Annotated in this window: 17 protein-coding genes; 14 read left to right on the forward strand and 3 right to left on the reverse strand. The window is 42.0% G+C overall.

All coding sequences use genetic code 11. The annotated features are described in order from the left end of the window. Window positions 1-4 precede the first annotated feature (4 nt). Window positions 5-1,333 (forward strand): GGDEF domain-containing protein, encoded by a 1,329-nt coding sequence (locus BMW59_RS06480; RefSeq protein ID WP_093049047.1) that lies wholly within the window; start codon window positions 5-7, stop codon window positions 1,331-1,333. A 464-nt stretch (window positions 1,334-1,797) separates the two neighbouring features. On the opposite strand, the gene BMW59_RS06485 is transcribed toward BMW59_RS06480, so the two are convergent. Further along, window positions 1,798-3,048 (reverse strand): TraB/GumN family protein, encoded by a 1,251-nt coding sequence (locus BMW59_RS06485; RefSeq protein ID WP_177174219.1) that lies wholly within the window; start codon window positions 3,046-3,048, stop codon window positions 1,798-1,800. A gap of 264 nt (window positions 3,049-3,312) precedes the next feature. Between BMW59_RS06485 and BMW59_RS06490 the strand changes: the two genes are divergently transcribed. From BMW59_RS06490 to BMW59_RS06510, 4 genes are all read left to right on the forward strand, one after another. Beyond that, complete coding sequence (locus BMW59_RS06490) at window positions 3,313-6,594, forward strand: DEAD/DEAH box helicase (protein ID WP_143051202.1); 3,282 nt, start codon at window positions 3,313-3,315, stop codon at window positions 6,592-6,594. A 402-nt stretch (window positions 6,595-6,996) separates the two neighbouring features. Then, window positions 6,997-8,493: a degradosome RNA helicase CshA gene (gene cshA / locus BMW59_RS06495; protein WP_245732976.1), complete on the forward strand. Its 1,497-nt coding sequence runs from the start codon at window positions 6,997-6,999 to the stop codon at window positions 8,491-8,493. Window positions 8,494-8,659: 166 nt separating this feature from the next. After that, window positions 8,660-8,956: a hypothetical protein gene (locus tag BMW59_RS06500; protein WP_093049056.1), complete on the forward strand. Its 297-nt coding sequence runs from the start codon at window positions 8,660-8,662 to the stop codon at window positions 8,954-8,956. Between the two features lie 874 nt (window positions 8,957-9,830). After that, window positions 9,831-10,571 carry a hypothetical protein gene (locus tag BMW59_RS06510; RefSeq protein WP_093049059.1) on the forward strand — a complete coding sequence of 247 codons (741 nt, stop codon included), beginning with the start codon at window positions 9,831-9,833 and terminating at the stop codon, window positions 10,569-10,571. Window positions 10,572-10,857: 286 nt separating this feature from the next. Here BMW59_RS06510 and BMW59_RS06515 read toward each other — a convergent pair whose 3' ends face one another. Further along, the gene (locus tag BMW59_RS06515; protein ID WP_093049061.1) at window positions 10,858-12,549 is read right to left on the reverse strand and encodes a hypothetical protein; all 1,692 of its coding nucleotides are present in this window, start codon (window positions 12,547-12,549) and stop codon (window positions 10,858-10,860) included. A gap of 186 nt (window positions 12,550-12,735) precedes the next feature. On the opposite strand from BMW59_RS06515, the gene BMW59_RS06520 reads away from it, so the two are divergent. The 3 genes from BMW59_RS06520 (at window position 12,736) to BMW59_RS21585 (ending at window position 15,821) form a co-directional block, all read left to right on the forward strand. After that, a complete protein-coding gene (locus BMW59_RS06520; protein WP_093049064.1) occupies window positions 12,736-14,655 on the forward strand; it encodes an ABC-F family ATP-binding cassette domain-containing protein in 1,920 nt (639 codons plus the stop codon). A 167-nt stretch (window positions 14,656-14,822) separates the two neighbouring features. Then, window positions 14,823-15,596, forward strand: coding sequence for a TspO/MBR family protein (locus BMW59_RS06525; protein WP_093049067.1), 774 nt, complete (start codon window positions 14,823-14,825; stop codon window positions 15,594-15,596). Between the two features lie 66 nt (window positions 15,597-15,662). After that, window positions 15,663-15,821 carry a hypothetical protein gene (locus BMW59_RS21585; RefSeq protein ID WP_177174220.1) on the forward strand — a complete coding sequence of 53 codons (159 nt, stop codon included), beginning with the start codon at window positions 15,663-15,665 and terminating at the stop codon, window positions 15,819-15,821. Between the two features lie 229 nt (window positions 15,822-16,050). On the opposite strand, the gene ytvI is transcribed toward BMW59_RS21585, so the two are convergent. Further along, a complete protein-coding gene (ytvI, locus tag BMW59_RS06530) occupies window positions 16,051-17,205 on the reverse strand; it encodes a sporulation integral membrane protein YtvI (RefSeq protein WP_093049070.1) in 1,155 nt (384 codons plus the stop codon). 421 nt (window positions 17,206-17,626) lie between these two features. On the opposite strand from ytvI, the gene BMW59_RS06535 reads away from it, so the two are divergent. The 6 genes from BMW59_RS06535 (at window position 17,627) to BMW59_RS06555 (ending at window position 21,629) form a co-directional block, all read left to right on the forward strand. Further along, window positions 17,627-18,517, forward strand: coding sequence for a diacylglycerol/lipid kinase family protein (locus BMW59_RS06535; RefSeq protein ID WP_093049073.1), 891 nt, complete (start codon window positions 17,627-17,629; stop codon window positions 18,515-18,517). A gap of 73 nt (window positions 18,518-18,590) precedes the next feature. Then, window positions 18,591-18,917 (forward strand): thioredoxin family protein, encoded by a 327-nt coding sequence (locus tag BMW59_RS06540; protein ID WP_093049076.1) that lies wholly within the window; start codon window positions 18,591-18,593, stop codon window positions 18,915-18,917. A gap of 132 nt (window positions 18,918-19,049) precedes the next feature. Further along, complete coding sequence (locus tag BMW59_RS21335) at window positions 19,050-19,187, forward strand: lmo0937 family membrane protein (RefSeq protein WP_143051203.1); 138 nt, start codon at window positions 19,050-19,052, stop codon at window positions 19,185-19,187. A gap of 436 nt (window positions 19,188-19,623) precedes the next feature. Continuing rightward, window positions 19,624-20,190 carry a sulfurtransferase TusA family protein gene (locus BMW59_RS06545; RefSeq protein WP_093049079.1) on the forward strand — a complete coding sequence of 189 codons (567 nt, stop codon included), beginning with the start codon at window positions 19,624-19,626 and terminating at the stop codon, window positions 20,188-20,190. A gap of 18 nt (window positions 20,191-20,208) precedes the next feature. Continuing rightward, entirely contained in the window at window positions 20,209-21,339 is a 1,131-nt protein-coding gene (locus tag BMW59_RS06550) for an MBL fold metallo-hydrolase (protein ID WP_093049082.1), read from the forward strand. Window positions 21,340-21,401: 62 nt separating this feature from the next. Beyond that, on the forward strand, window positions 21,402-21,629 hold the full coding sequence (locus BMW59_RS06555) for a sulfurtransferase TusA family protein (protein ID WP_093049085.1): 228 nt from the start codon (window positions 21,402-21,404) through the stop codon (window positions 21,627-21,629). Window positions 21,630-21,636 lie beyond the last annotated feature (7 nt).

Consider the following 21,636-nt stretch of genomic DNA (forward strand, 5'->3'; position numbering starts at 1 on the left):
TTTTATGAGATCAGATTTAGACAGCTGCCGGTTATTTGAAAAAGCTTTCCATTTTTCATCCATTGGGATGGCGCTCGTTTCAACAGAAGGGCAGTTTATGGAAGCTAATTCTGAGCTTTGTAACATGTTCGGCTACTCAGAAGATGAAATGACACATAAAACGTTTCAGGAGCTGACACATCCTGACGACCTTAGGGAGAGTGTGAGGACGCTTCAACAGCTTATATCAGGAAAGAAAAATTCGGCACGTCTGGAGAAAAAATATATTTGTAAAAACGGGGCAGTAATCTGGGTACTGTTGAACGTCTCGGCCGTCCACAACGATAAAGGGGAAACGTACTATTTTATTTCCCAGTTCCAAAATATTTCAGAACAGAAGTTTTACGAGAAACGCCTGATGGAAAGCGAAGAAAGGCTGACCCAGATTCTTCAGACCGTTCCTTCAGGTGTCACGATTGCTGATGTTCAGGGCAGAATTATTTTTGCGAATGAAATGGCGGAAGAGATATTAACTCTCAATGAAAGTGAGGTTACTAAGCGTCAATTTGACAGTGCGCTTTGGAAAATTAAAACGATAGACGGACATGCGATTAAGAGTGAAGATCTGCCCTTTTCTTTAGTCATGGCATCGAAAAAACGGGTGCGCGATTATATTCTCACTATCCAGACAAATAATAATCAGAGGAAAATTCTTTCTGTAAATGCTGCTCCGCTGTTCGATCATAAAGGCGAACCGGAACAAGTGGTTTTTTCTATCATAGATATTACTCATAAAAAAAATACGGAGTGTAAGTTGACCAAGGCCAATCAACTTCTCAAAAAACTGTCGGAATCTGATGGGCTGACAGGGCTTCCTAACCGCCGTTATTTCGATGAACAGCTTCAAACGGCCTGGACAGAGTGTGAAGAAGCCGGCCTGCCGCTGTCTCTCGTTATGTTTGATTTGGACAACTTTAAGAAATATAACGATTACTACGGGCACCAGGAAGGCGATGACTGCCTGAAAGTTATAACAGCAGCAATTAATAAAAGGCTGGAGCATGAAACTCTGACTCTGGCACGATACGGCGGTGAAGAATTTTCTATTATTCTTCCAGGATACTCTGAAAAAGAGGCTTTGAGAGTGGCAGATATCGTCCACAAAACAGTATTAGATTTAAAACTGCCTCATGCCCAATCGACTGTATCCAGTTTTATTACGGTGAGTCTCGGTGTTTCCGCGGTCTTTCCTGATCCAGCCGGCAACCCGGAAGAACTTGTACGGGAAGCGGACCGGGCACTCTACTCAGCAAAAGAAGAAGGACGCAGCTGTGTAAAAGTATATAGGAAGTAAACGGAAAGCTGTCTAAAAGGGCAGCTTCTTGTGCGGAAAGAAATTTAAGATACGAGTTTGGAACAAAACTAAAGACAAGTTTGTAAAGGACGAACAATAATTTTTATCAGACATCTTATAAGGTTGGTTACTTTTAGTTTTACCAATTATTAAATAGCCTCTGCTTTTTGTTTGAAGGACAGAAGGAGGCGACGCCACAGGGGGTAAGGCTGAAGATCCAATTCAACGAAGCTCCAGGCTGAGTTGAATTTAGCTGAAGACAAGCCCCTGGGCAAGAGTCCGACTGGCGGACTGAAATTACTCCTTTTCTCTTAAAGAAAGCCGAACAAAATTCGATAATTTTGTTCGGCTTACATTATGATTACTATTCTTTTGTCCCAGCCTCGTCTTTCAGGTTGCTGGTTAGTTTCAAATTGTGCTCACCCTTATTCTTTTCAGCCTTTAGGAAGCAGGCCGTTATTCAATTATTGAAAGTCTTCAGGGGCTTCCACAGAATATCCCCGTTCAGTTAAGAGGTCTGGAATACTGTTTTCGCCGGCAAGGTGGAGGGCACCTACGACTACAAAATACGTGTCGCCGCTGTCGTCTGAAAGAAATTCTTCAATTTGGGCAGTCATATCCTCGTCGCGTTCATCCATAGCGAGCTGGTCGGTATCACCGTCCATTTCCCGGAGCTGAGCGAAGATATCTGTGTTTCCTGCCTTCCAGACATTAATCATTGTCTCTAACTCTTCTTCATAGATATCGAATTGTTTAACCATTTCTTCCAAACTTTCAACTTGCTCTTCTTCTGGAGCTGAACTGAGCGATTCAATCTGGCTTTCTATTGATTCAAGACTGATCACCGGCAAGCCGCTTTCATGGGCGCGCTCGATAAAATGCATATCAATGCCTTCTTCACTTCTGTAATCCGTCTCTTCCAATGCGAGATCAGACAGCATCATGGAAACAAACCACGGTTTAAACTGATTAATCATCGCTTCATTCAGGCCGTAGGCGGCAAGGCGGTCGGCGGCTTCCTCATAAATCTCATCGTCTACAACATCTGAGAGCGAAGTGCCGTCTGTATACGTCCCGTGCTCCATCATCACCTGGGAGGCTTCCATTTCATTTACATCCGCGGTATCAATTTCGACAGCTAGGTAATCAGCTTCCTGGAAGGCCTCTTCAATATCGTTATGGAGTGGATACATCTCTTCATCTCCTACATGAACGGAACCAAATAAATAAACGGTCTGGCCGTTTTCCTCCACACGGTAAAAGACTCCTTTGGACGGGCCGTCATAAGTATCCTCAAACGCCAGCCGGGTCCTTCCTTCAATTTCTACTCCGTTTTCCTCTAACTCTTCAAGAACCTCTAACTTTGAACCTTCAGATTCGACCGTAATGAAAAGATCTCCGGCATGAAGGTTTTCAAGATTTTCCAGCGAGAGGAGGGGAGAAAAGTCATTAATGTCATTATGAGAAAGGTTAAAGTCTCGTAAATTCGGGAGAGATCCGATGCCTTCAAGGCTGGTTATTCCAGCACCGCTTGCATCCAGCGACTGGATATCAGACAGGTCATTCTCTGATAAGCCATTGCCGCCCGCTTCCTCAGCGACTGCGTCTTTCAACGCTTCGTCTTCAAAAGGTGTTTCATCTGTGCTTGTTTCATCAGTGCAAGCTGTAAAAAGTAATGAAAGGCCTGCCAGCAAGGTCAGTTTTCTAATAATCATTATATTTCCTCCAATATGATTAACGTCTCTATAAACTGGTACGAAGAAATAACCGGAAAGTTCCATATTTTTAATTTGGCGCGGGTAAACTTTTATAATGATATTAAAAAAGTTAAAACAGATGGAACATACAGGCTTTTATAAAATCCAATTTTTTCTAAATGATTCTTTCTCATTTCGATTTAAACACAAAAGTTTGTTAAAATGAAGGGATAGTGTTTTTCCGCATGAAAAGATAATTAAATTAAAAAGCAGGTGAAAAGTTTGAACCTGAAAAAGCTAACTTATAAAGATATATACCGCGAGTGCCAATATGACAATGCTTTCTATAAAGGTGAAAATTATTATTTAAAAAATGCTGTCCGTAACTTGAAAAATGGGACGGGAACCTACCAGGCCTTAGTTAAAGGACAGTCAGATTATGAGGCCGGGGTGAACTATAACAATGAATATGAAATTACCGGCTTCAAGTGTTCCTGCCCTGCTTATGAGGCTTATCCGGGGCCATGCAAGCATCTTGTTGCTCTCTTATTCAGTATCAGAAACTCAACAAAGGACGAGGGGAATGGCACGCCTGCTGAAAATTCAACTGTCTCCCAGGTTAAGGAGACTTTGCCTGAAACAGAGATAAATAAAACAAACCGGTTTATTGATTCTTTTGAACAATTGTACGTGAAACAGCAGGAAACCTATCACGAGCGGGAGCCGCTGGAAGTGGAGTATGTAATGAATCTTCAGTCCACGTTCAGTGAGCGTTTTTCCGGCTCTATTGACATTGAACTTAAAGTAGGACCGAGGAGGCTTTATATTGTAAAAGACATTCCGGAATTACTGAGAGCTGTGGAAGAGGATGAAGCGATAAAGTTTTCAAAGCTGTTCACTTATCATCCGTCTGATTATTACTTTAAAAAAGAGGACATTGAAATTTTCCGGCTCATGTCCCGGATAATTGAAATGAAACACGGCGCTTCTGACAGCCTGTCTTTTTCTTACCGGCGCCGTGTCGTAGCTCCTCAGCGTTCATTCACTATCCCGCCGTCATATGCAGTTGAATTTCTGTCTCTCCTGCAGCATCGAACGGTCATCGTCGAAGATGGCTTTTCTTCGAGAAACGCTATTGAACTGACTGAAGCAGCGCCTGTGCTTCAGTTTGAGGTGGAAGAAGACGGAGAACGCTCGGGAATTTACAGAATGACATGGACAGGGGCTGATCTTGCCCATTACTTCGGTAAGAAGTACGGGCTGCTTTACATGCAGGGCACATTTTACCAGCTAAAAGGCCCCCAGTTGGAAGCCTTTGATGCGATTTTTTTTCAAATGGTGCTGGAAGAACCGGCTGAGCTGCTGCTGGATCAGAGCCAGCTTGAAACGTTTGCCTCGGTGGTGCTGCCACGTCTGAATGAACTCGGTGAGGTTTCTCTCAGTCACTCTATTCGTAAAAATATCCAGATGTCTCCGCTTGTTCCAATGCTTTATTTAGATTATAAGGAAGGGCGAGTCACAGCAGAAGTTACTTTCCAGTACGGGGATGTAAAAATGTCTCCTTTTCAGCCAAGTACGAGTGAAGGAGACCAATTAATTGTAAGGGATATGGAAAAAGAATATTATTTATTGTCATTTATTGAAGACATCCCTTTTAAATTTAATGGTAACGAACTGTTTCTTGATGAGATGGAACAGATTCTGGATTTTGCGGCGGAAGACGTTCCGCGCCTTTCTGAACTGTTCCACGTCTACGCCACACCTGAATTAAGGAATATCGTCCATCAGCCGGCTGAACGTCCTGCCGTAAAAGTGGAAACGGACGAAAAGCTGAATCTTCTGGAGGTCGCCTTTGAAGTAGACGGCATACCGGAGGAAGAATTGAATTCAGTCATTCAAAGTCTCCTCGCTAATAAAAAATATTACCGGCTCTCATCCGGGGCCTATTTACACTTGGAAAACGATGAATTTAAAGGTATGAAACAGCTGTTGGAAAACCTTGACGTGTCAGCGAAAGATGCGTCATCCCGTTCCCGGCATCCTTTGTACCGTGCTTTTCAGCTGGAAGAGATGAGTGAGGTTCAGCTGAAGAAAGACCGGGCATTTAAAAAACTGGTTGAAAGGCTGACAGACCCGGAAGAACTGGATTTTCCGATCCCATCCCATTTGGAAAACACGTTGCGCGATTACCAGAAACGGGGCTTCCAGTGGCTGATGTCTCTTTCTTATTACGGATTCGGAGGTATACTGGCGGATGACATGGGGTTAGGAAAAACGCTGCAGACAATTGCCTACTTGCATGCCGCTAAAGAAAATGGGACGGCCGAAGATCCCGCGTTAATTATTTGCCCGTCAAGTGTGGTTTATAACTGGCAAAAAGAAATTGAGCGGTTTGCGCCAAACTTAACTTCTGCCGTCATTTCAGGCCCCTCTGCAGAACGGGAGGAGATTCTGAACTCTGCAGAAGACTGTGATGTGTGGATCACATCCTACCCATTAATCAGGCGTGATGTTGACCACTATAAAACTAAAACTTTTTCAACAATGGTGCTTGATGAAGCGCAATATGTTAAAAATCAAGGGACGCTTACAGCGAAGGCCGTCCGAATGATTCATTCAGTAAAAAGCTTCGCCTTGAGCGGCACTCCGATAGAAAATTCCCTGGATGAACTGCATTCGATATTCTCCATCGTTCAGCCGGGACTTTTTAAAAACAGACAGGTGTATAAACATATGGATGAAAACCGTATTGCCAAAAGAGTGAAACCATTCGTTTTAAGGCGGATGAAGCAAGACGTGCTGGCTGAACTGCCTGACAAAATTGAATCGGTGGAGTATACACATTTAACCGGAAACCAAAAAGCAGTCTATCTGGGACAATTGCAAATGCTTCAGTCTGAAGCCAGTGAGGCGATCCAGTCAGATACACTTCAGGAAAACCGAATGAAGATCCTGGCGGGCTTAACGAGACTCCGGCAGATCTGCTGCCACCCGGGAATGTTTCTTGATGATTATAAAGGGGGCTCAGGGAAACTTGAACGCCTTATGGAATATCTGGAAGAAGCACGTGATTCCGGTAAAAGGATTGTTCTTTTCAGCCAGTTTACCCAGATGCTGTCGATCATGAAAGAAAGGCTTGCTGAAGCTGGATGGGACTATTTTTATTTAGACGGGGCGACTCCCGGCAAAGAACGGGTCACCCTCGCTGACCGGTTCAATGAAGGCGAGAAAAACCTGTTTCTTGTGTCCTTAAAAGCCGGTGGAACAGGGCTGAATTTAACAGGAGGAGATACAGTTATTCTGTTTGATTCCTGGTGGAACCCGGCGGTTGAAGAACAGGCAGCGGACAGAGTTTACCGGTTTGGACAAAAACGAGTCGTCCAGGTAACTAAGATGATCACTACTGGAACAATTGAAGAGAAAATTCATAAATTACAGGAGAAAAAGCGTGATTTACTGGACCGGGTCATTCAGCCGGGAGAGACGATGATTTCATCTCTCGGGAAAGAAGACATTGAGGATTTGCTTGACTTGAAATACGCGGATTCGTCAGGAAAGCAATAAAACATTGGTTAATTTGCGTAAAGTATGATAAAGTGGAAAAGTTGATTATAAATTATATCTAAAAAAAAGAGATTCATTCTTTTCGTAAAAAGCTAAAAACGTGGATAACTAGACCAGCTTGTTCCGTTTAAACGAATGAGCTGGTTTTTTGTTGTCAGATAAGAAAAGTGAAGGGGCCTCCTGAGCAGTTTTATATTGAAGCTCCGGTTGACGATGTTTCTTATTGAAATAAAGTGGTTAGTATAATAATAACTGATTATTTTTAAAAGACGGCATTAATCATAAGAGTATCCAGTCAGACGGTGCTCCCTGTAAAGGTAAGTTACCCAGATGATTTTTAACTAAGCGGATTATGGCGTTTGCCATAACGATAAAGTATGAACAAAAAGGAGATTAATAAACTTGGCACTATTTAAAGATTTGAACATTGAAGAACCCATTTTAAAATCAATTGAAAAGATGGGGTTTACGGAAGCGACACCTATTCAGTCTGAGGTTATTCCTGTAGCCAAAAATGGCCGGGATGTAATCGGGCAGGCCCAGACAGGGACCGGTAAGACGGTGGCATTCGGCATACCTCTTCTTGAATCTGTCATGCCAGACCAGCGCCACCCGCAGGGCCTTGTGCTGGCTCCGACACGCGAATTAGCGATCCAGGTCAGTGAAGAACTGAATAAACTGGGACAAGGAAAAGGAATTACTTCCCTTGCTATTTACGGCGGGCAGGAAATTTCTAAACAAATCCGCGGGCTGAAAAAACGCCCCCAGATTATTGTTGGAACACCTGGCCGGTTTATGGATCATATGCGCCGGAAAACGATTCGTCCGGAATATATGAATACGGTGGTACTCGACGAAGCCGATGAAATGCTCAGCATGGGTTTCATTGAAGATATCGAGACCATTCTGAAAGAGGTTCCTGAAGACCGCCGTACGATGCTGTTCTCGGCAACTATGCCTAAGCGTCTTAAAAACGTGGTCACTACCTTTATGGCTGATCCGGTTACTGTGGCAATTAAGTCAAAAGAAATGACAGTTGAAAATATTGAACAGCGGTACGTAGTTGTTCACGAAAAACAAAAGTTTGACGCTTTATGCCACATGCTTGACATCGATCCGCCGGAGCTTGCGATCGTATTCGGACGTACGAAGCGGAGAGTTGATGAAGTAGCTGAATCATTAGGTATCCGCGGGTTTGCCGCTGAGGGGCTTCATGGGGATATGAAACAGGAGCGCCGTGATGCGGTCATCCGGAAGTTTAAACGTGGAGCGATTGATATCCTTGTTGCTACAGATGTAGCTGCCAGAGGGTTGGACGTTAACAATGTGTCTCACGTATTTAACTTTGATCTGCCTCAGGATTCAGAGAGTTATGTTCACCGTATCGGCCGGACAGGCCGTGCAGGGAAGAGCGGAATAGCTTTCAGCTTTGTAACCCCTAAAGAGCGTGATCATTTAAAAGTCATTGAGAAAAACACGAAGAAAAAAATGAAGCAGCAGTCTATGCCGACTTATGAAGAGGCACTGGCCGGACGGCAGGACCGTTCTGTGAACCATTTGCAGGAATCCCTGCGTAAAGGTGATTTTGAACACCTTATGGGAGCAGCGCGGGCTATGCTTGCAGAACATGATCCAGAGACACTGGTGGCTGCCGCTTTAAAAACAATGACAAAAGAGCCGGACCAGACTCCTGTAAGCCTGACTGGCGAATCACCTGTTAGGAGTAAACGCCGTAACAGCGGCGGACAGGGCGGTCAAGGTGGCCCTAAAGGGCAGAAGTCCTATAACCGAAATTCATCAGCAAGAAAGAGATCAGACCGCGACCGCCGCGGCCGTGGTGGAGGCGGAGGAAAGCCTGACGCCAAAGTGAAATCCCTTGCCTTTAAAAAGAAAAAATAATTAAGCAATCCCCTGCCTTTTACCGGCAGGGGATTTTTTAATGGGGTAAGGAAGAGAGAGGCGGTCAAATAAAAGAATTTCAGGATGAATTGACAGCGTATACGGTTTTCTCCCACTTCAACTTAGCTTTAAGTCGATTGGCTATGATAAAACGAGAGTTAATTTTGTGCTGCCAGAGGATAACGGCTTACACATAGAAAGGGCTGATCGTATTGATTTAGGGGATGGCGTGTATAACAATTTAAGGGATCACTTAATAGATGTTCAATCCTACCTTGCTAAAAATGCCCCTGAAAGTAACGATCATCTAACTAAGGTTTACTCCAAAGAAGTCATGGCAAACACTTTTAAAAATATCTACAAAGAAAATATTCACCTTAAAAATACGAATATAAAAGGCGACGTAGGAATAGAGGCATCTGATATTAATGTAAAAGCTCTTGAAAATATGCTCTTAACCTGATGAAGGGATCCCATACTTTGAAAAAGGCGACAGAGAGCGAAAAAATGGCAACGTTGAGCTAGCCATTGAATTATTCGATAAAGCGCGTTACAACGGCTACAATGCACCCGCCTTATATAATTCGTATGCCATGGTCTATCGCATCGCAAGCTCAAAGGTTATGACAATGAAATGCAATTATTGATGAAGCCATTGAGCGCTTCCAACCAGAAAATCTTGAGGAGATTAAAATAATCAAATTTAAAGAACGTCGGGAAAAAGCCCTTGCATTAAAGCAAAAATTAAATAGGTGACTGGCGAAAAAGTTGATTAAATAAGTTGATCATTAAAAATAAACATGGTTAAAAGGTTGTTCCAGATATTGAGCAACCTTTTTTGTACAAAATCCATATTTTAAGAATTTAAAAATTACACTTCAACCAAACGGTGAACTACACCATTTCTTTTGTGTGTTATTGTATAATTGTATTATTTACCACAAAAGTGAGTTCTCCCCCATCCCCTCTAATCGTTCAAATTAACTCTGATACAAAGAAAATGTGTTTCAAACTTAACTTCAGATTTTTATGGGGGTTAGCTGAGGGAGAAGAGGTACTAAGAAAAAATAGATTATACAGCATGGCTCTTACTTATACACCATGTAGCATTGTGTTATTAATAATATACTTTATTTATTAAAATACAAAAAAGAGATTGTCATGGTGTGCGACCTCCTTTTATACTTAAGAAACAGAATAAAGAGAAGTAAGCTTCTCTTTTTTTTGACTTTTCATTGTATAAATTTGTATTATGATGTAGATTATTCATTTATTATAGTGTTAATTAGCCATGCTAATTTACATATAAATATAAAGATAAAAAGGGGAAATCAATTATGAAGAAATTATTAACAGCACTTTCACTATCTACTTTATTAGTAGTAGCTTGTGGAGATGAAAACACAAATACCGAACTAGAAAATAATGATAACAACAATGCTGCTGAAGAAGTTAATAACGATGAGAATCTCAATAACAATGAAAACACCAATGAAAATCATAATGAGGAAGAAAATGAAGAAAATAACTTGAACGAAAATAATAGTAACGAGGATGAAGATGAGGCTGAAGAAGCTGCAGATGATATCGCTGATGAATCCTGGGAAACACAGGTTGGAGATACCATCGAAACAGATGGTGGAACCTTTACTCTTCACGCTCGTCAGGACCAAATTGATACAATCGAAACTGGACCGATCGTTATGGAAATCGAACAATTAAATACAGCTTCAGGAGAACTTACTGATGACCTAGCAGACTTTATGGAGACTGATCACCTTGAATATATTCAAATGGATTTAGTGGTTGAAAATACTGCCGACGAAGACATCACATTCTTTTCTGGCCAAGCTACTATGTCTACAAGCACTGGCGAACAGATAGAGTCAGATATGTGGATGTCAGATCATATCGATGGAGAGCTAATGGCTGGTACTAGACATGATGGCAGCTTCTTCTTTATTTTAGAAAATTCCCAAGCTGAAGATGTGGAAAGCGTTCGTATTACTTGGAGTGCACCTATGGATATGGATTGGGAAGATGTTGGTGAACCAGTGGATATCGAAGTTGAATTTTAAGAAAACGCCTCTCAGGGGTTTTCTCAGGCTGTTGAGAAAGTCTTCTCAACAGCCTTTTTTAATAGCTAAGTATGTAACGAGTGATTTCATCACTTCAGGTGGGCGCTTTCCGCGGGCAACGCTTAAAAACGCAGAGGATGTTAAAACCTCTGCGTTTTTCTGTGTAATTTTGTTGTCTGAAAATATGCGATTTACCTTGATATTTACCTTGTGAATTCAATTTTTCTACTTCACAACCGAACTATTTATGCCAGCGGCTTTTTTCCTGAATATCATCTGTCTACAGTTAATAATCCAATTCTTCAATAGCCTGTACAGCTTCACCTGTATCTATGAACGAGATCGAAATTTCATCACCCGGTTCAATAAACACGGCGCGCGGATAAGAGGAGGCATTAACAGTGAAGATGCGGTCTTCCCCTTCAAGAAGAATCCTGACGGTCACGTTGTCCTCCCGGTCCCATTTATAAACGCGTTCGACTTCAGCCGTCAGTTCAACCATCTCCGTGTACTCGCCTGGCACCACGTCGTCGTCAACTCTGGAAGAGAGTTCAAGCTGGTAGGCGCCGAAGGCTTCCCGTTTCGACTCGCCATACCCGTAAATATTTTCGTCCCTGGCGTTTACAAGCATCGTCTGTCTATGAACATTATTCCGGTCCATCAAAGGGACGACCCAGGTGTACTGACCGTAAATATTGTATAAAGAAGGGGTTCCGCCAATATAGTCATCGCGGCGGAAGGTTCTTTCGGCTAAATCCATTGCCGTTCTTCCGTTTAGAGATCCGCTTGCGTCCCGGAAATACCTTAACTCACCTGTCCGGGTGTCAAACATGGTGAAGCCGACCATCGAACGGGAAGCTTCCTGTCCTTCACTTTGCAGCCTCATATGATCTGTAAACCAGCTCAGCTGAAGGTCCTCATTTACCACACCTGTGACAGCATCCACATCGCCCCATCTCGTAGGCTGGGTTAACCCTTCCCTTCCGAAGAACCGGTTAACCATTCCTTGCTTATAGATTCCAAACCAATCGTTCCGTTCTTCGGCTATATGAGGAGGATAAACTCTGTTAACCCACTCCGGCACCTCGTTTTTTTCGAACATTTCTGTTTCGCCGGAAGCCGGATCTACGATGATGACGCCGTCTACATCTGCAACACGGCGAAACTCAGTATAATGCCCAAAACTGACAATATAATATGGATTTCCTTCGCTATCGATTTCGAAGGTCGTATCGAGCATTACGACATCCGGATGCTGGCTGCGTACGTGCCTTTCAAGATTTTCATGGAAAAAGCCAGACGGGACGTAAGTCATTTCTGTTAAAACCAATTCCGGTTCTTCCCTGGGATTCTCTGCGCTGACCATAATATACCCGGGAGCATGGTTACTGCGGTACCAACGGAAGAAACCGTCATACTCGATAGGTGTAATCCAGTAAAGTGACTCATTTACCCGCTGAATCCTTGTAGACCCCAAATTATAAAAAGCAGGATTATCCAGTTGGCCCATTAAGACATCAGAACGGTATTCAGCATATCTTCTTGAAACAACCGGAATGTGTTCTTCATTAACCGGCTCCATTTCATCAGCCGTTACCTCTTCACCATCTGCCATTGAAAACTTGGCCTCTGCAAGGAATAAAGGCTGAAGGACCCAGAAAACACTAAAACCTACCAGAATGACAAGCCCGATGGCGGCACCAGTTGAGGCCTGTTGCTTCCTGAAAGTTTTTACAAACATAAAAACGAGAGTATTATCTACAATCAGTCCGAGGCCTATTACGGGAATGTAGGCGGAGATTATAGCAGTTGCGCTTTGATCCAGTAAACCGCCATAAAATAATATAAGTCCATAAATAAAGCCGGCTGCCAAACGCAAAGGAAACCATCTTCGGAAATAAGCCATTTTCCACCAGACAGGCTGAAGGGGAAGGAACAGCAAGGAGAGCAGCAGACTCAAAATAATCATTTGTATCATCTTTTTTCACCTCATTAAATATGTAACAATAATTGCCATGCTATACGATATACGGCTGATCGGGACGAAATGTTTCATTGGGATTATATCTATTTTACCATAGCTTCAAGCAGCCTGAACCTGTCCCCGCAGGTTTTTTTCATATACAATGGGTAGAAGAGTAATTTAGCGAAGGATGATTAATCAATGAGTATGTTCAGAGCAGAAGGATTATATAAAACATATGGGGAAAAAACATTATTTGACCATATATTATTTTCAATTGAAAAAAAAGAAAGAATCGGTCTTATAGGTGTGAACGGCACCGGCAAGTCCACGTTGTTGAAAGTGCTGGCAGGTATAGAAGGGAAAGAATCAGGAGAGATCATTCACGCTAATGATTTCTCTATGGAATATCTGCCTCAGGAACCTGAACTTGATGATGAACTGACCGTGCTGGAACAAGTCTATTACGGCGATGCTCCGGTGATGAAAGTCATGAGAGATTATGAAGAAGGTCTGTTGGCACTCGAGAAAGATCCTGCTGACGAAAAGGCGCAGAAAAAACTGACCGTGCTGCAGCAAAAAATGGATGAACTGGGAGCCTGGGAAGCTAACACACTGGCAAAAACGGTCCTTACTAAACTCGGAATCAGCGAGTTCTCAAAAAAAGTGGCACATTTATCAGGTGGACAGAGAAAGAGGGTCGCTATTGCAAAAGCGCTCATTCAGCCTGTAGATTTGCTGCTCCTAGATGAGCCTACCAACCATTTGGACAATCTGACTATTGAATGGCTGGAGGGGTTCCTTGCCCAATATCCAGGAGCGATCATGCTTATCACCCATGACAGGTATTTCCTTAACCGCGTCACAAAAAGAATTTTTGAATTGGACCGCGGCAAGTTATACCAGTACGATGGAAATTACGAATTATTTTTAGAAAATAAAGCAAAAAGAGAGATAGAAGAGGAACAGCAGGAATCTAAAAGGCAGAATCTGCTCCGCAGGGAACTGGCCTGGTTAAAACGGGGCGCAAAGGCCAGAACAACTAAGCAAAAAGCGAGAAAACAGCGGGTTGAAGCTATACAGGATGACAAACCTGATGCTAAGGCAGGAGAAGTGGACTTTTCTATCGGTTCCGCGCGTCTGGGTAAAAAAGTGATAGAACTTGAACACGTATCCAAGTCTTTTGGGAAGCAGAAACTAATTGACCGGTTAGATTATTTAGTGGTTCCCGGGGAGCGTCTCGGAATTATAGGCCCTAACGGAATCGGGAAAACGACGCTCCTTAACATGATGGCCGGGCGTATTGAACCTGATGCAGGGGAGATCCATACAGGTGAGACGGTGAAAATCGGCTATTACACCCAGGACCATGAAAAAATGGATGACAGTCTTAGAATGATCGATTATATCAAACAGACAGCTGAAGTGGTTCATACAGCAGACGGACAGGTTATTACAGCCGAACAGATGCTTGAAAGGTTCTTATTTTCCAGAGCGATGCAGTTTACTCATATCCGCAGGCTGTCAGGCGGGGAAAGAAGACGGCTGTATTTGCTTAAAGTATTAATGGAAGAACCGAATGTCTTATTTCTTGATGAGCCTACAAATGATTTGGATACACAGACACTTTCAGTCCTCGAAGACTATCTGGATCAGTTCCCTGGTGTGGTTATAACTGTCTCCCACGACCGGTATTTCCTCGACCGTGTTGTTGATAAACTGCTTGTATTTAAAGGGAATTGCATCATTGACCGTTATATTGGCACTTACAGCAGCTGGCTTGAGACTGAGAAAGAAAAAACTGTTCAGCAGCCGAAGCATGCCGGGGAGAGCAATAAAATATCAAGTGCTGATGGGAAGCAGCCGCAGCCAAAGCCTAAAAAACTCTCTTATAAAGAACAGCAGGAATGGCAGACGATTGAAGACCGTATTGCTGGCCTGGAAGAAAAACTTGAAACGATCGGCCATGATATAGAAAATGCAGGCAGCGATTTTGATAAGGCAAGGGATTTGTTTAACGATCAGAAGGCAGTAGAAGAGGAATTGGAGCTTGCGATGGAACGATGGGAAGAATTATCTGTAAAAGTGGAAGAAATAGAAGCGGAGAAAAGTAAAAAGTAACCGAGTAACTGTCTGTTACTATTAAAACCTGGTCAGAAAGGCTCCCTTTCTGCTGGGTTTTTTCTTTTCTCTTACATTCTGCTTAAGAAGAAAATGAGACGGAAGGTTGAAAGGGTCATGTAAAGGGTAAAATTCCTGTAAGAATTTACATAAAGGAGACATGTCCGATGAGCAGCGAGCATACACTGAAAGTATTCAAATGGATCAACCTTTTGACCTTGATTGGGGTCGTTATTATTAATGCTTTGTCTAATAGTTTGCCATTTAACAATCTGACGACAGGCCAGTTGTCAGAACGGGTAAATGTTCTCTTTACACCTGCCGGCTATGTGTTCAGTATATGGAGTGTTATTTATATTCTGCTGGCAATTTGGGTAATCAGGCCCTTCTTTTCAATTAAAAAAGGAGATGTACAGGCTTATCATTCTGTCGGCTATGCTTTTCTTGTCAACGGAATATTAAACAGCTCCTGGCTGTTTCTGTTTCATTACGAGTTCTATATTACAACGATGTTTGTTATGGCGGCATTATTAATCAATCTAATAGTCATTTACCGGAGAGTTTTTGCTGTCTCAGGCACTACTATTTGGATGAGGCTTCCCTTTTCCGTTTATATTGGATGGGTATCAGTCGCTACTATAGTTAATACAGGAATCTTTTTTAATGCTTTAGGTTTTGAAGATGGCCTGCTGTTTTCACCGCAAACCTGGACGAATACTCTTCTCATTGTAGCGGTGGGATTAGCTGTCTGGTTTATATGGTCACAAGGAGAAACAGTTTTTCCTTTAGTATTTGTGTGGGCATTTACAGGTATCGCGGTTGAACGTTGGAATGAATATCCAAGCATCGCTGTTTTTGCTTTATCGGCAGCTGTTGTATTATTACTAATCACCATAATTCAGATATATAAATTTAGAGGTTTTTACAAAATTCGTGATTGAAAGCGATAATTTTGGGGTAAAACTTATAATAGAAACAGACTTCCTGAGAAGAAGGAGGGGACATCAATGAATGTCACGAAAAAAGATATCCTTCGGTTAATAGATGATCTGTCAGAAACAGAGATTAGGATCTTGTATACGTTTATAGAAGAATTCCGCATTGCAGAAGCGGAAAGGTCGTCCCAGCATTACCAGAGGAACGACATGGTTTCACATGACCGCTAATACCTGCAGGCAGACAATCTTTAAACAGCACTAATAGTTACTCTATTTCTATTATACCGCAAGCTGTAATAATACGGAGCGCGCTAAGCGTCTCCATTAATATATGAGCTTCCCTCACTTCAGGCGGGGGAAGCTTTTCTTTTTCTCTTCTAATTTCTCTGCCTGGCCAAGGAGTTCAGCTAAGCAAAAAGGCAAGCTTGTCGCGAAAGACAAGCTTGCCGTTGAAAAGTTAATTATTTTTTCCGGGAAACCTGAGAGGGGGGTCTTCTTCCTTAAACCCTTCTCTTATAAAAATAAGCAAGTCTTTAACAATGCCGATGTCTTTGAGAATGACGATGATCACCAGAAGCAGCGGACCGAGAAATACTCCTACGACTCCAAATATCTGGAAACCGACAAATAGCGAAATTAAAACAGCCAGAGCATTTAAGTTCATACTGGAAGATAAGATCTTAGGTTCAATCGACTGCCTGATAACGACAGTTACTCCGTAAACGACAGCTAAACCGATACCCATGCTTATATTTCCAGTGAAAAACATGTAAAGAAACCATGGTATTAAAATTGTTCCTGATCCGAGATAGGGTAAAATTTCAGCTATCCCTACAATCATAGCAATGGTGAGAGCATGCTCGACTCTTAACACAGCGAGGCCGATCAGGACAACGATGGAGGCGACCATCATAAGTATAAGCTGTGCCTGAATAAACCCGAAAACTCTGTACTGAAACATAATCTTGAATGCTTTAGCTTTTTTTACGAGAGGGGCGGGTGTGGCGGTATAAATATTTTTAAATATATTCTCCCAGTCTTTCCCAATGAAATAAAAGGCGATAAATATAAATATGAAAACAAGCAGAAAGGTCGGGACGATAATAAGTACCTGGGTCAGTCCGTCCGCTAAACCTTGTCCAATGTCTGCAAGACTTTCAGCAAGCCTGTTTCCCAGCGTGGCAATTCCATCTTCCAAAGTGGCCTGCTGTTCGGGAGTCAGAGCATCCATAGCCCCGGTCACGGTTTGCCACATAGGGAAGATAGACTCGTTGAAGAAATCCTGCATTTGAACAGCCGTTGTCTGAATCCATGCGGGTACAAAATCTGAAATTCTCCGGATACCGAAAATAATCAGGAATACAATTCCGGTTATACCTCCAATTAGTGCACTTAACCCCAGAAGCAGAGCAGCCACGACAGATAAAGCGTTAGGCAGCCTGATCTTCTCTCTTAAAAACCGGATGAGTGGATAAAACATCCACACAAGCGCGGCTGCAATCCAGAATGGATATGAAATAGTAAAAAGCCATCCGATAAGCCACATGGCTGCAATTGCGGTAACTGAAACGAGGATTAACCTGGCAAAAATCCAGCCGTGCCTTTTAGTCATGGGCTCTCCTCCAATTCTTCTAAGCGGCGTATATTAGACATATGTTGTTTAGTCCAGCCCTTATATTATTATTATCATAGCAGATTATACCAAACGTAAACATTTTTTCTAAAAAGACTTCTTTATACGGTACCACGTGTTAGAGAAATAAAACGTTGGATAAAGGCGGCAGCCATGTGAAAGGCTTTCTGAAAGAATCATATTAGGCAAAACCATTTGGATGCGAAATAGAGGCGCTCCGTCTTGCAAAGCTTTAAAAAAAGGAGCGGTAAATCCTGTATTTATTAACGGACCAATTCTACCATAAACGAACTCCTTAATGTAATATATTGGATATAACAGGCCGCTGCCATATTGCTTGAGATATTAAAAATAAGGGTAAAGCATCAATCAAGAGGTCAATAAAACGGGAGTGGAAGAAATGTATAAAAAAGGGATGCTGCTTTATAACGACAAAGCAGGCCAGGAGGATGTCCATAAAAATTTAGGAGTTGCCGCTGGCATTATCTCCAAAATCGTGGATGAATTAATTATTATAAAAGGGAAAAACCCCGGAGATTTAGAAAAAATATGCAGGGAAAGAGGAGAAGAAGCTGATCTGCTGTGTATCATGGGCGGGGACGGCACGGTTCACGATTGTGTGAACGGATTAGTTCATTTAAGTAACCCTCCTGTCATATCTGTTCTTCCTTCCGGGACGTGTAATGATTTTGCGAGATCCTTAGACTTACCTGCTAATATTGCTGAAGCAGCCGGTTCAGCAGTCAATGGAGTCACGAAGAAAATAGATATAGGGTATGCAAACGACAGAACCTTTATAAATTTTGCCGGAATTGGCTTAATTACCGATACATCTGAAAATATAAATAAAGAAATGAAGGAATGGGTCGGATCATTCAGTTATCTTATGAGCGCCATGAAAACAGTAAACGAAACGGAACCTTTTCATTATAAGATAAGACTTCCTGACGAAGAACTGGAAGGTGAAGCCGTTATGATCGCCCTCTTGAACGGAAAATATATAGGAACCCGGGAACTTCCTTTTGAAGGAATCTCTCTCTCAGACAGACAATTAAATCTCGTCGTCGTAAAAGAAGGAGGACTTTCTTTATTTATCGAATGGATCCAAAGAAAAACACCATTCAGTAAAGAAACTGAAAATAATAATCTTATTTTAAAGGAAACGTCTGACGTGCATATTGCTTTACCTGAAGATAAAAAGGCAGATACCGACGGAGAAGTTTACCTGCGTTCTCCTTTAAAGTGCGGAATAATAGAGACTCCTCTTGAGTTTATTTGCGGCGGAAAGTAAGAAAGCTTAGATCTAGGTACCAGGAAAAAGCCATCAGATTGAGATAGTTTTTCCCGGGCAGAAGGAAAGGAGAATGGCACCTCATATGGAAAACGTTCAAACAATCGGTCAGATAAAAGACCGTCTCAGCAGGGAAGAAATAGTGATTCTTCTAATTAAATCAGAAAACTGTTCAGTTTGTGACGCGATTGAAAATCAAATAAAAGACGGAGCTATAAAAGATAACTCCGTTCCGGTGATCAAAGCAAAGCTGGAAGATGCACCCGAAATTTCAGGTGAATTTCTTACATTTACCTCTCCCACTATCCTGTTATTTATAAATAATAAAGAGCATTGGCGGGCATCCCGGTTTATCCCTTTTGACGACTTGAATAAACATATTGACTTTTGGAAGACATAATATTTCAGTTTTCTTACAATATTCTCTCCGTGTTTAAAGTCAAGTGGGATAGGAAATAGAACTATAAGACAACAATTTACCAACTGTAGAAAATGATAAAGTTGTCAACTTAAAAACTAGGAGGGAATTAATTTGATCTGGACTATTATAGGTATTTTACTTTTATTTTGGATAATAGGATTTGCAATTGATATAGCAGGCGGGCTAATTCACCTGCTGCTGGTAATTGCGTTAGTTGTCTTTATCGTTAATATGATCCGCGGCAGATAGATCAATGTCCTCTAAAGGTATGCGCCTTTAGGGGACATTTTTCTGTTGGCATGATTAAAAGCAGATTTTATGCCTGTGTGAACAGCGAGGCAGTCAGACCCCAAATTAACATATAAACAAGGAGGTTTACATTTAGTCTTTAAACAATGAGAAAATCATAATCCACAGCGGGTTACCCTCCACCCTATCTATTAAGTAGATCAACTCAGCTAAAAATATAAAGATACGGCCTGTATTTAAAGTAATTAAACATAAATCAAAAATATTTTGGATCTTCTTCTTGACAATTCTGTGAATGTTTATTAATATACCTATAGGGGTAATGATAATAAACAGATACACTAATTAGAAAACAGCTATATTTTTTTACTTTTATTTATACCCCATAAGGTATAAGTTGTTTGTAAATCGACTAATCATACAAGGAGGAAATTTTATGAGTATTAAAGTGAATAAAGTTTTGGACGCGAAAGGACTAGCGTGCCCGATGCCGGTAGTGAAGACAAAAAAGACAATGGATCAAATTGAACCGGGAGAGGTCCTGCTTGTGGAAGCGACAGACCGTGGGTCACTTGCTGACATGAAAGGATGGGCTAAAAATACAGGCCATCAGTACCTGGGATCTAAAGAAGAAGGAGATGTTCTTTATCATTACTTGCGCAAATCGGATCCAAGTGAAACATCAGAAATTGAAGAGTTCCCGCATGTAACCAGCAACGAGGAACTGATAAACAAGCTTGATGATGAAAGTATCACTGTCCTTGATGTACGGGAGCCCGCAGAATATGTCTTCTCACATGTTCCTGGTGCGGTTTCCATCCCATTAGGAGACCTGGAAGAGCGCATGGGTGAAATTGATAAGGAGAGCGAAATCCATGTTATTTGCCGAACGGGCAACCGAAGTAATATGGCGGCACAGCAGCTGGCAGAAAACGGATTTGACAAAGTATTTAATGTAAAACCCGGCATGTCCCAATGGGACGGTCCGACAGAAAACAAATAAACCAGGAGGAGATTAATAATGGCGATTAAAGCGATGAAAGCAGGAGAAGTTGCAAAAAAAGTAATTAATAAAGATGACTTGTTTATTGTCGATGTAAGAAATAACGATGCTTATGACGACTGGAAAATTGAAGGAGAAAATATCACATCAATTAACAGACCGTATTTTGATTTGCTCGACGGCGTCGAAGATCTCGTGAAAGAATTACCTGAAAATAAAGAGGTTTTAGTCGTCTGTGCGAAAGAAGGGTCTTCTCAGTTTGTCGCAGAGGAACTGTCAGAAGCGACTGGAAGGGATTTTTATTATCTTGAAGGCGGAATGAAGACTTGGAGTGAACACCTGGAGCCTGTAAAACTTGGCGACCTTGAAGGAGGCGGCTCTGTATATCAGTTTGTCCGTCTTGGAAAAGGGTGTCTTTCCTATATGATCGTTTCCGGCGACGAAGGGGCAATGGTTGATCCGCTTAGATTAACTGACCAGTATGAAGCCTTTGCTGAAAAACTAGGCGTAAAAGTCCTTCACATGTTTGATACGCATTTACATGCGGATCATATTTCAGGAGGTCGTCGTCTGGCAGAAAAAACAGGCGGGACTTATTATCTGCCTCCAAAAGATGCAGAGGAAGTGACATTTAATTTTGAACCGTTAGAAGACGGGAAGGAAATTACATTTGGGCCGGATAAGGTAAAAGTTAAAGCAGTATATACACCTGGGCATACCATTGGCAGTACGTCACTGGTTGTCAATGACACTTACTTGTTTACAGGAGATATTTTATTCCTTGATTCGATCGGCCGCCCCGACCTGGCAGGACTGGCTGAAGACTGGGTTGGCGATTTAAGAGAATCTTTATATGTCCGATATAAGAAGATGAACCAGGATTTACTCGTTCTTCCTGCCCACTTTGGCAAACTTAAAGAGCTTGATGAGCAGGGACGTGTAGAAGCCCGTCTTGAGGACTTGTATGAAGAGAATGAAGGGCTGCAAGTGGAGGATGACAATGAGTTCCGTAAGATGGTAACAGAGAACCTTCCGCCGCAGCCAAACTCCTACAAGGAAATTCGCCAGACAAATATGGGGAAAGTAACTCCGGACTCTGAAGAGGAAACGGAAATGGAAATTGGCCCGAACCGTTGTGCGGTTTCCTAACTAATTGGTGTAAGAAAACTAAACTATAAGATTAAATAAAGAATTGAAAGGGGAAATTAATAATGGAAAGTACTAAAGTTTTAGATGCAAAGGGTCTTGCTTGCCCAATGCCGGTAGTGAAAGTTAAAAAGGAAATGGACCAGCTTCAATCAGGTGATATTCTTGAAGTGCTTGCAACTGATAAAGGAGCTAAATCTGATATACCTGCGTGGGCGAAATCAAGCGGGAATGAGCTTATCAAAGAAGACCAGGAAGACAACGTCCTGAAATTCTGGATTAAAAAAGCGTAAAAAGAGA

Origin of the sequence: Salipaludibacillus aurantiacus, from assembly GCF_900111295.1 — a bacterium.
In the GTDB taxonomy this organism is placed as follows: Bacteria; Bacillota; Bacilli; order Bacillales; family Salisediminibacteriaceae; genus Salipaludibacillus; species Salipaludibacillus aurantiacus.

Excerpts from the sequence above, each read along its gene's own strand:
- BMW59_RS06535 (WP_093049073.1), top strand. The coding sequence starts at position 17,627 with ATGTATAAAAAAGGGATGCTGCTTTATAACGACAAAGCAGGCCAGGAG.
- BMW59_RS06520 (WP_093049064.1), top strand. The coding sequence starts at position 12,736 with ATGAGTATGTTCAGAGCAGAAGGATTATATAAAACATATGGGGAAAAA.
- BMW59_RS06485 (WP_177174219.1), bottom strand. The coding sequence starts at position 3,048 with ATGATTATTAGAAAACTGACCTTGCTGGCAGGCCTTTCATTACTTTTT.
- BMW59_RS06545 (WP_093049079.1), top strand. The coding sequence starts at position 19,624 with ATGAGTATTAAAGTGAATAAAGTTTTGGACGCGAAAGGACTAGCGTGC.
- BMW59_RS06515 (WP_093049061.1), bottom strand. The coding sequence starts at position 12,549 with ATGATACAAATGATTATTTTGAGTCTGCTGCTCTCCTTGCTGTTCCTT.
- BMW59_RS06550 (WP_093049082.1), top strand. The coding sequence starts at position 20,209 with ATGGCGATTAAAGCGATGAAAGCAGGAGAAGTTGCAAAAAAAGTAATT.
- BMW59_RS06555 (WP_093049085.1), top strand. The coding sequence starts at position 21,402 with ATGGAAAGTACTAAAGTTTTAGATGCAAAGGGTCTTGCTTGCCCAATG.
- ytvI (WP_093049070.1), bottom strand. The coding sequence starts at position 17,205 with ATGACTAAAAGGCACGGCTGGATTTTTGCCAGGTTAATCCTCGTTTCA.
- BMW59_RS21585 (WP_177174220.1), top strand. The coding sequence starts at position 15,663 with ATGAATGTCACGAAAAAAGATATCCTTCGGTTAATAGATGATCTGTCA.
- BMW59_RS06510 (WP_093049059.1), top strand. The coding sequence starts at position 9,831 with ATGAAGAAATTATTAACAGCACTTTCACTATCTACTTTATTAGTAGTA.
- BMW59_RS06540 (WP_093049076.1), top strand. The coding sequence starts at position 18,591 with ATGGCACCTCATATGGAAAACGTTCAAACAATCGGTCAGATAAAAGAC.
- BMW59_RS06525 (WP_093049067.1), top strand. The coding sequence starts at position 14,823 with ATGAGCAGCGAGCATACACTGAAAGTATTCAAATGGATCAACCTTTTG.
- BMW59_RS06480 (WP_093049047.1), top strand. The coding sequence starts at position 5 with ATGAGATCAGATTTAGACAGCTGCCGGTTATTTGAAAAAGCTTTCCAT.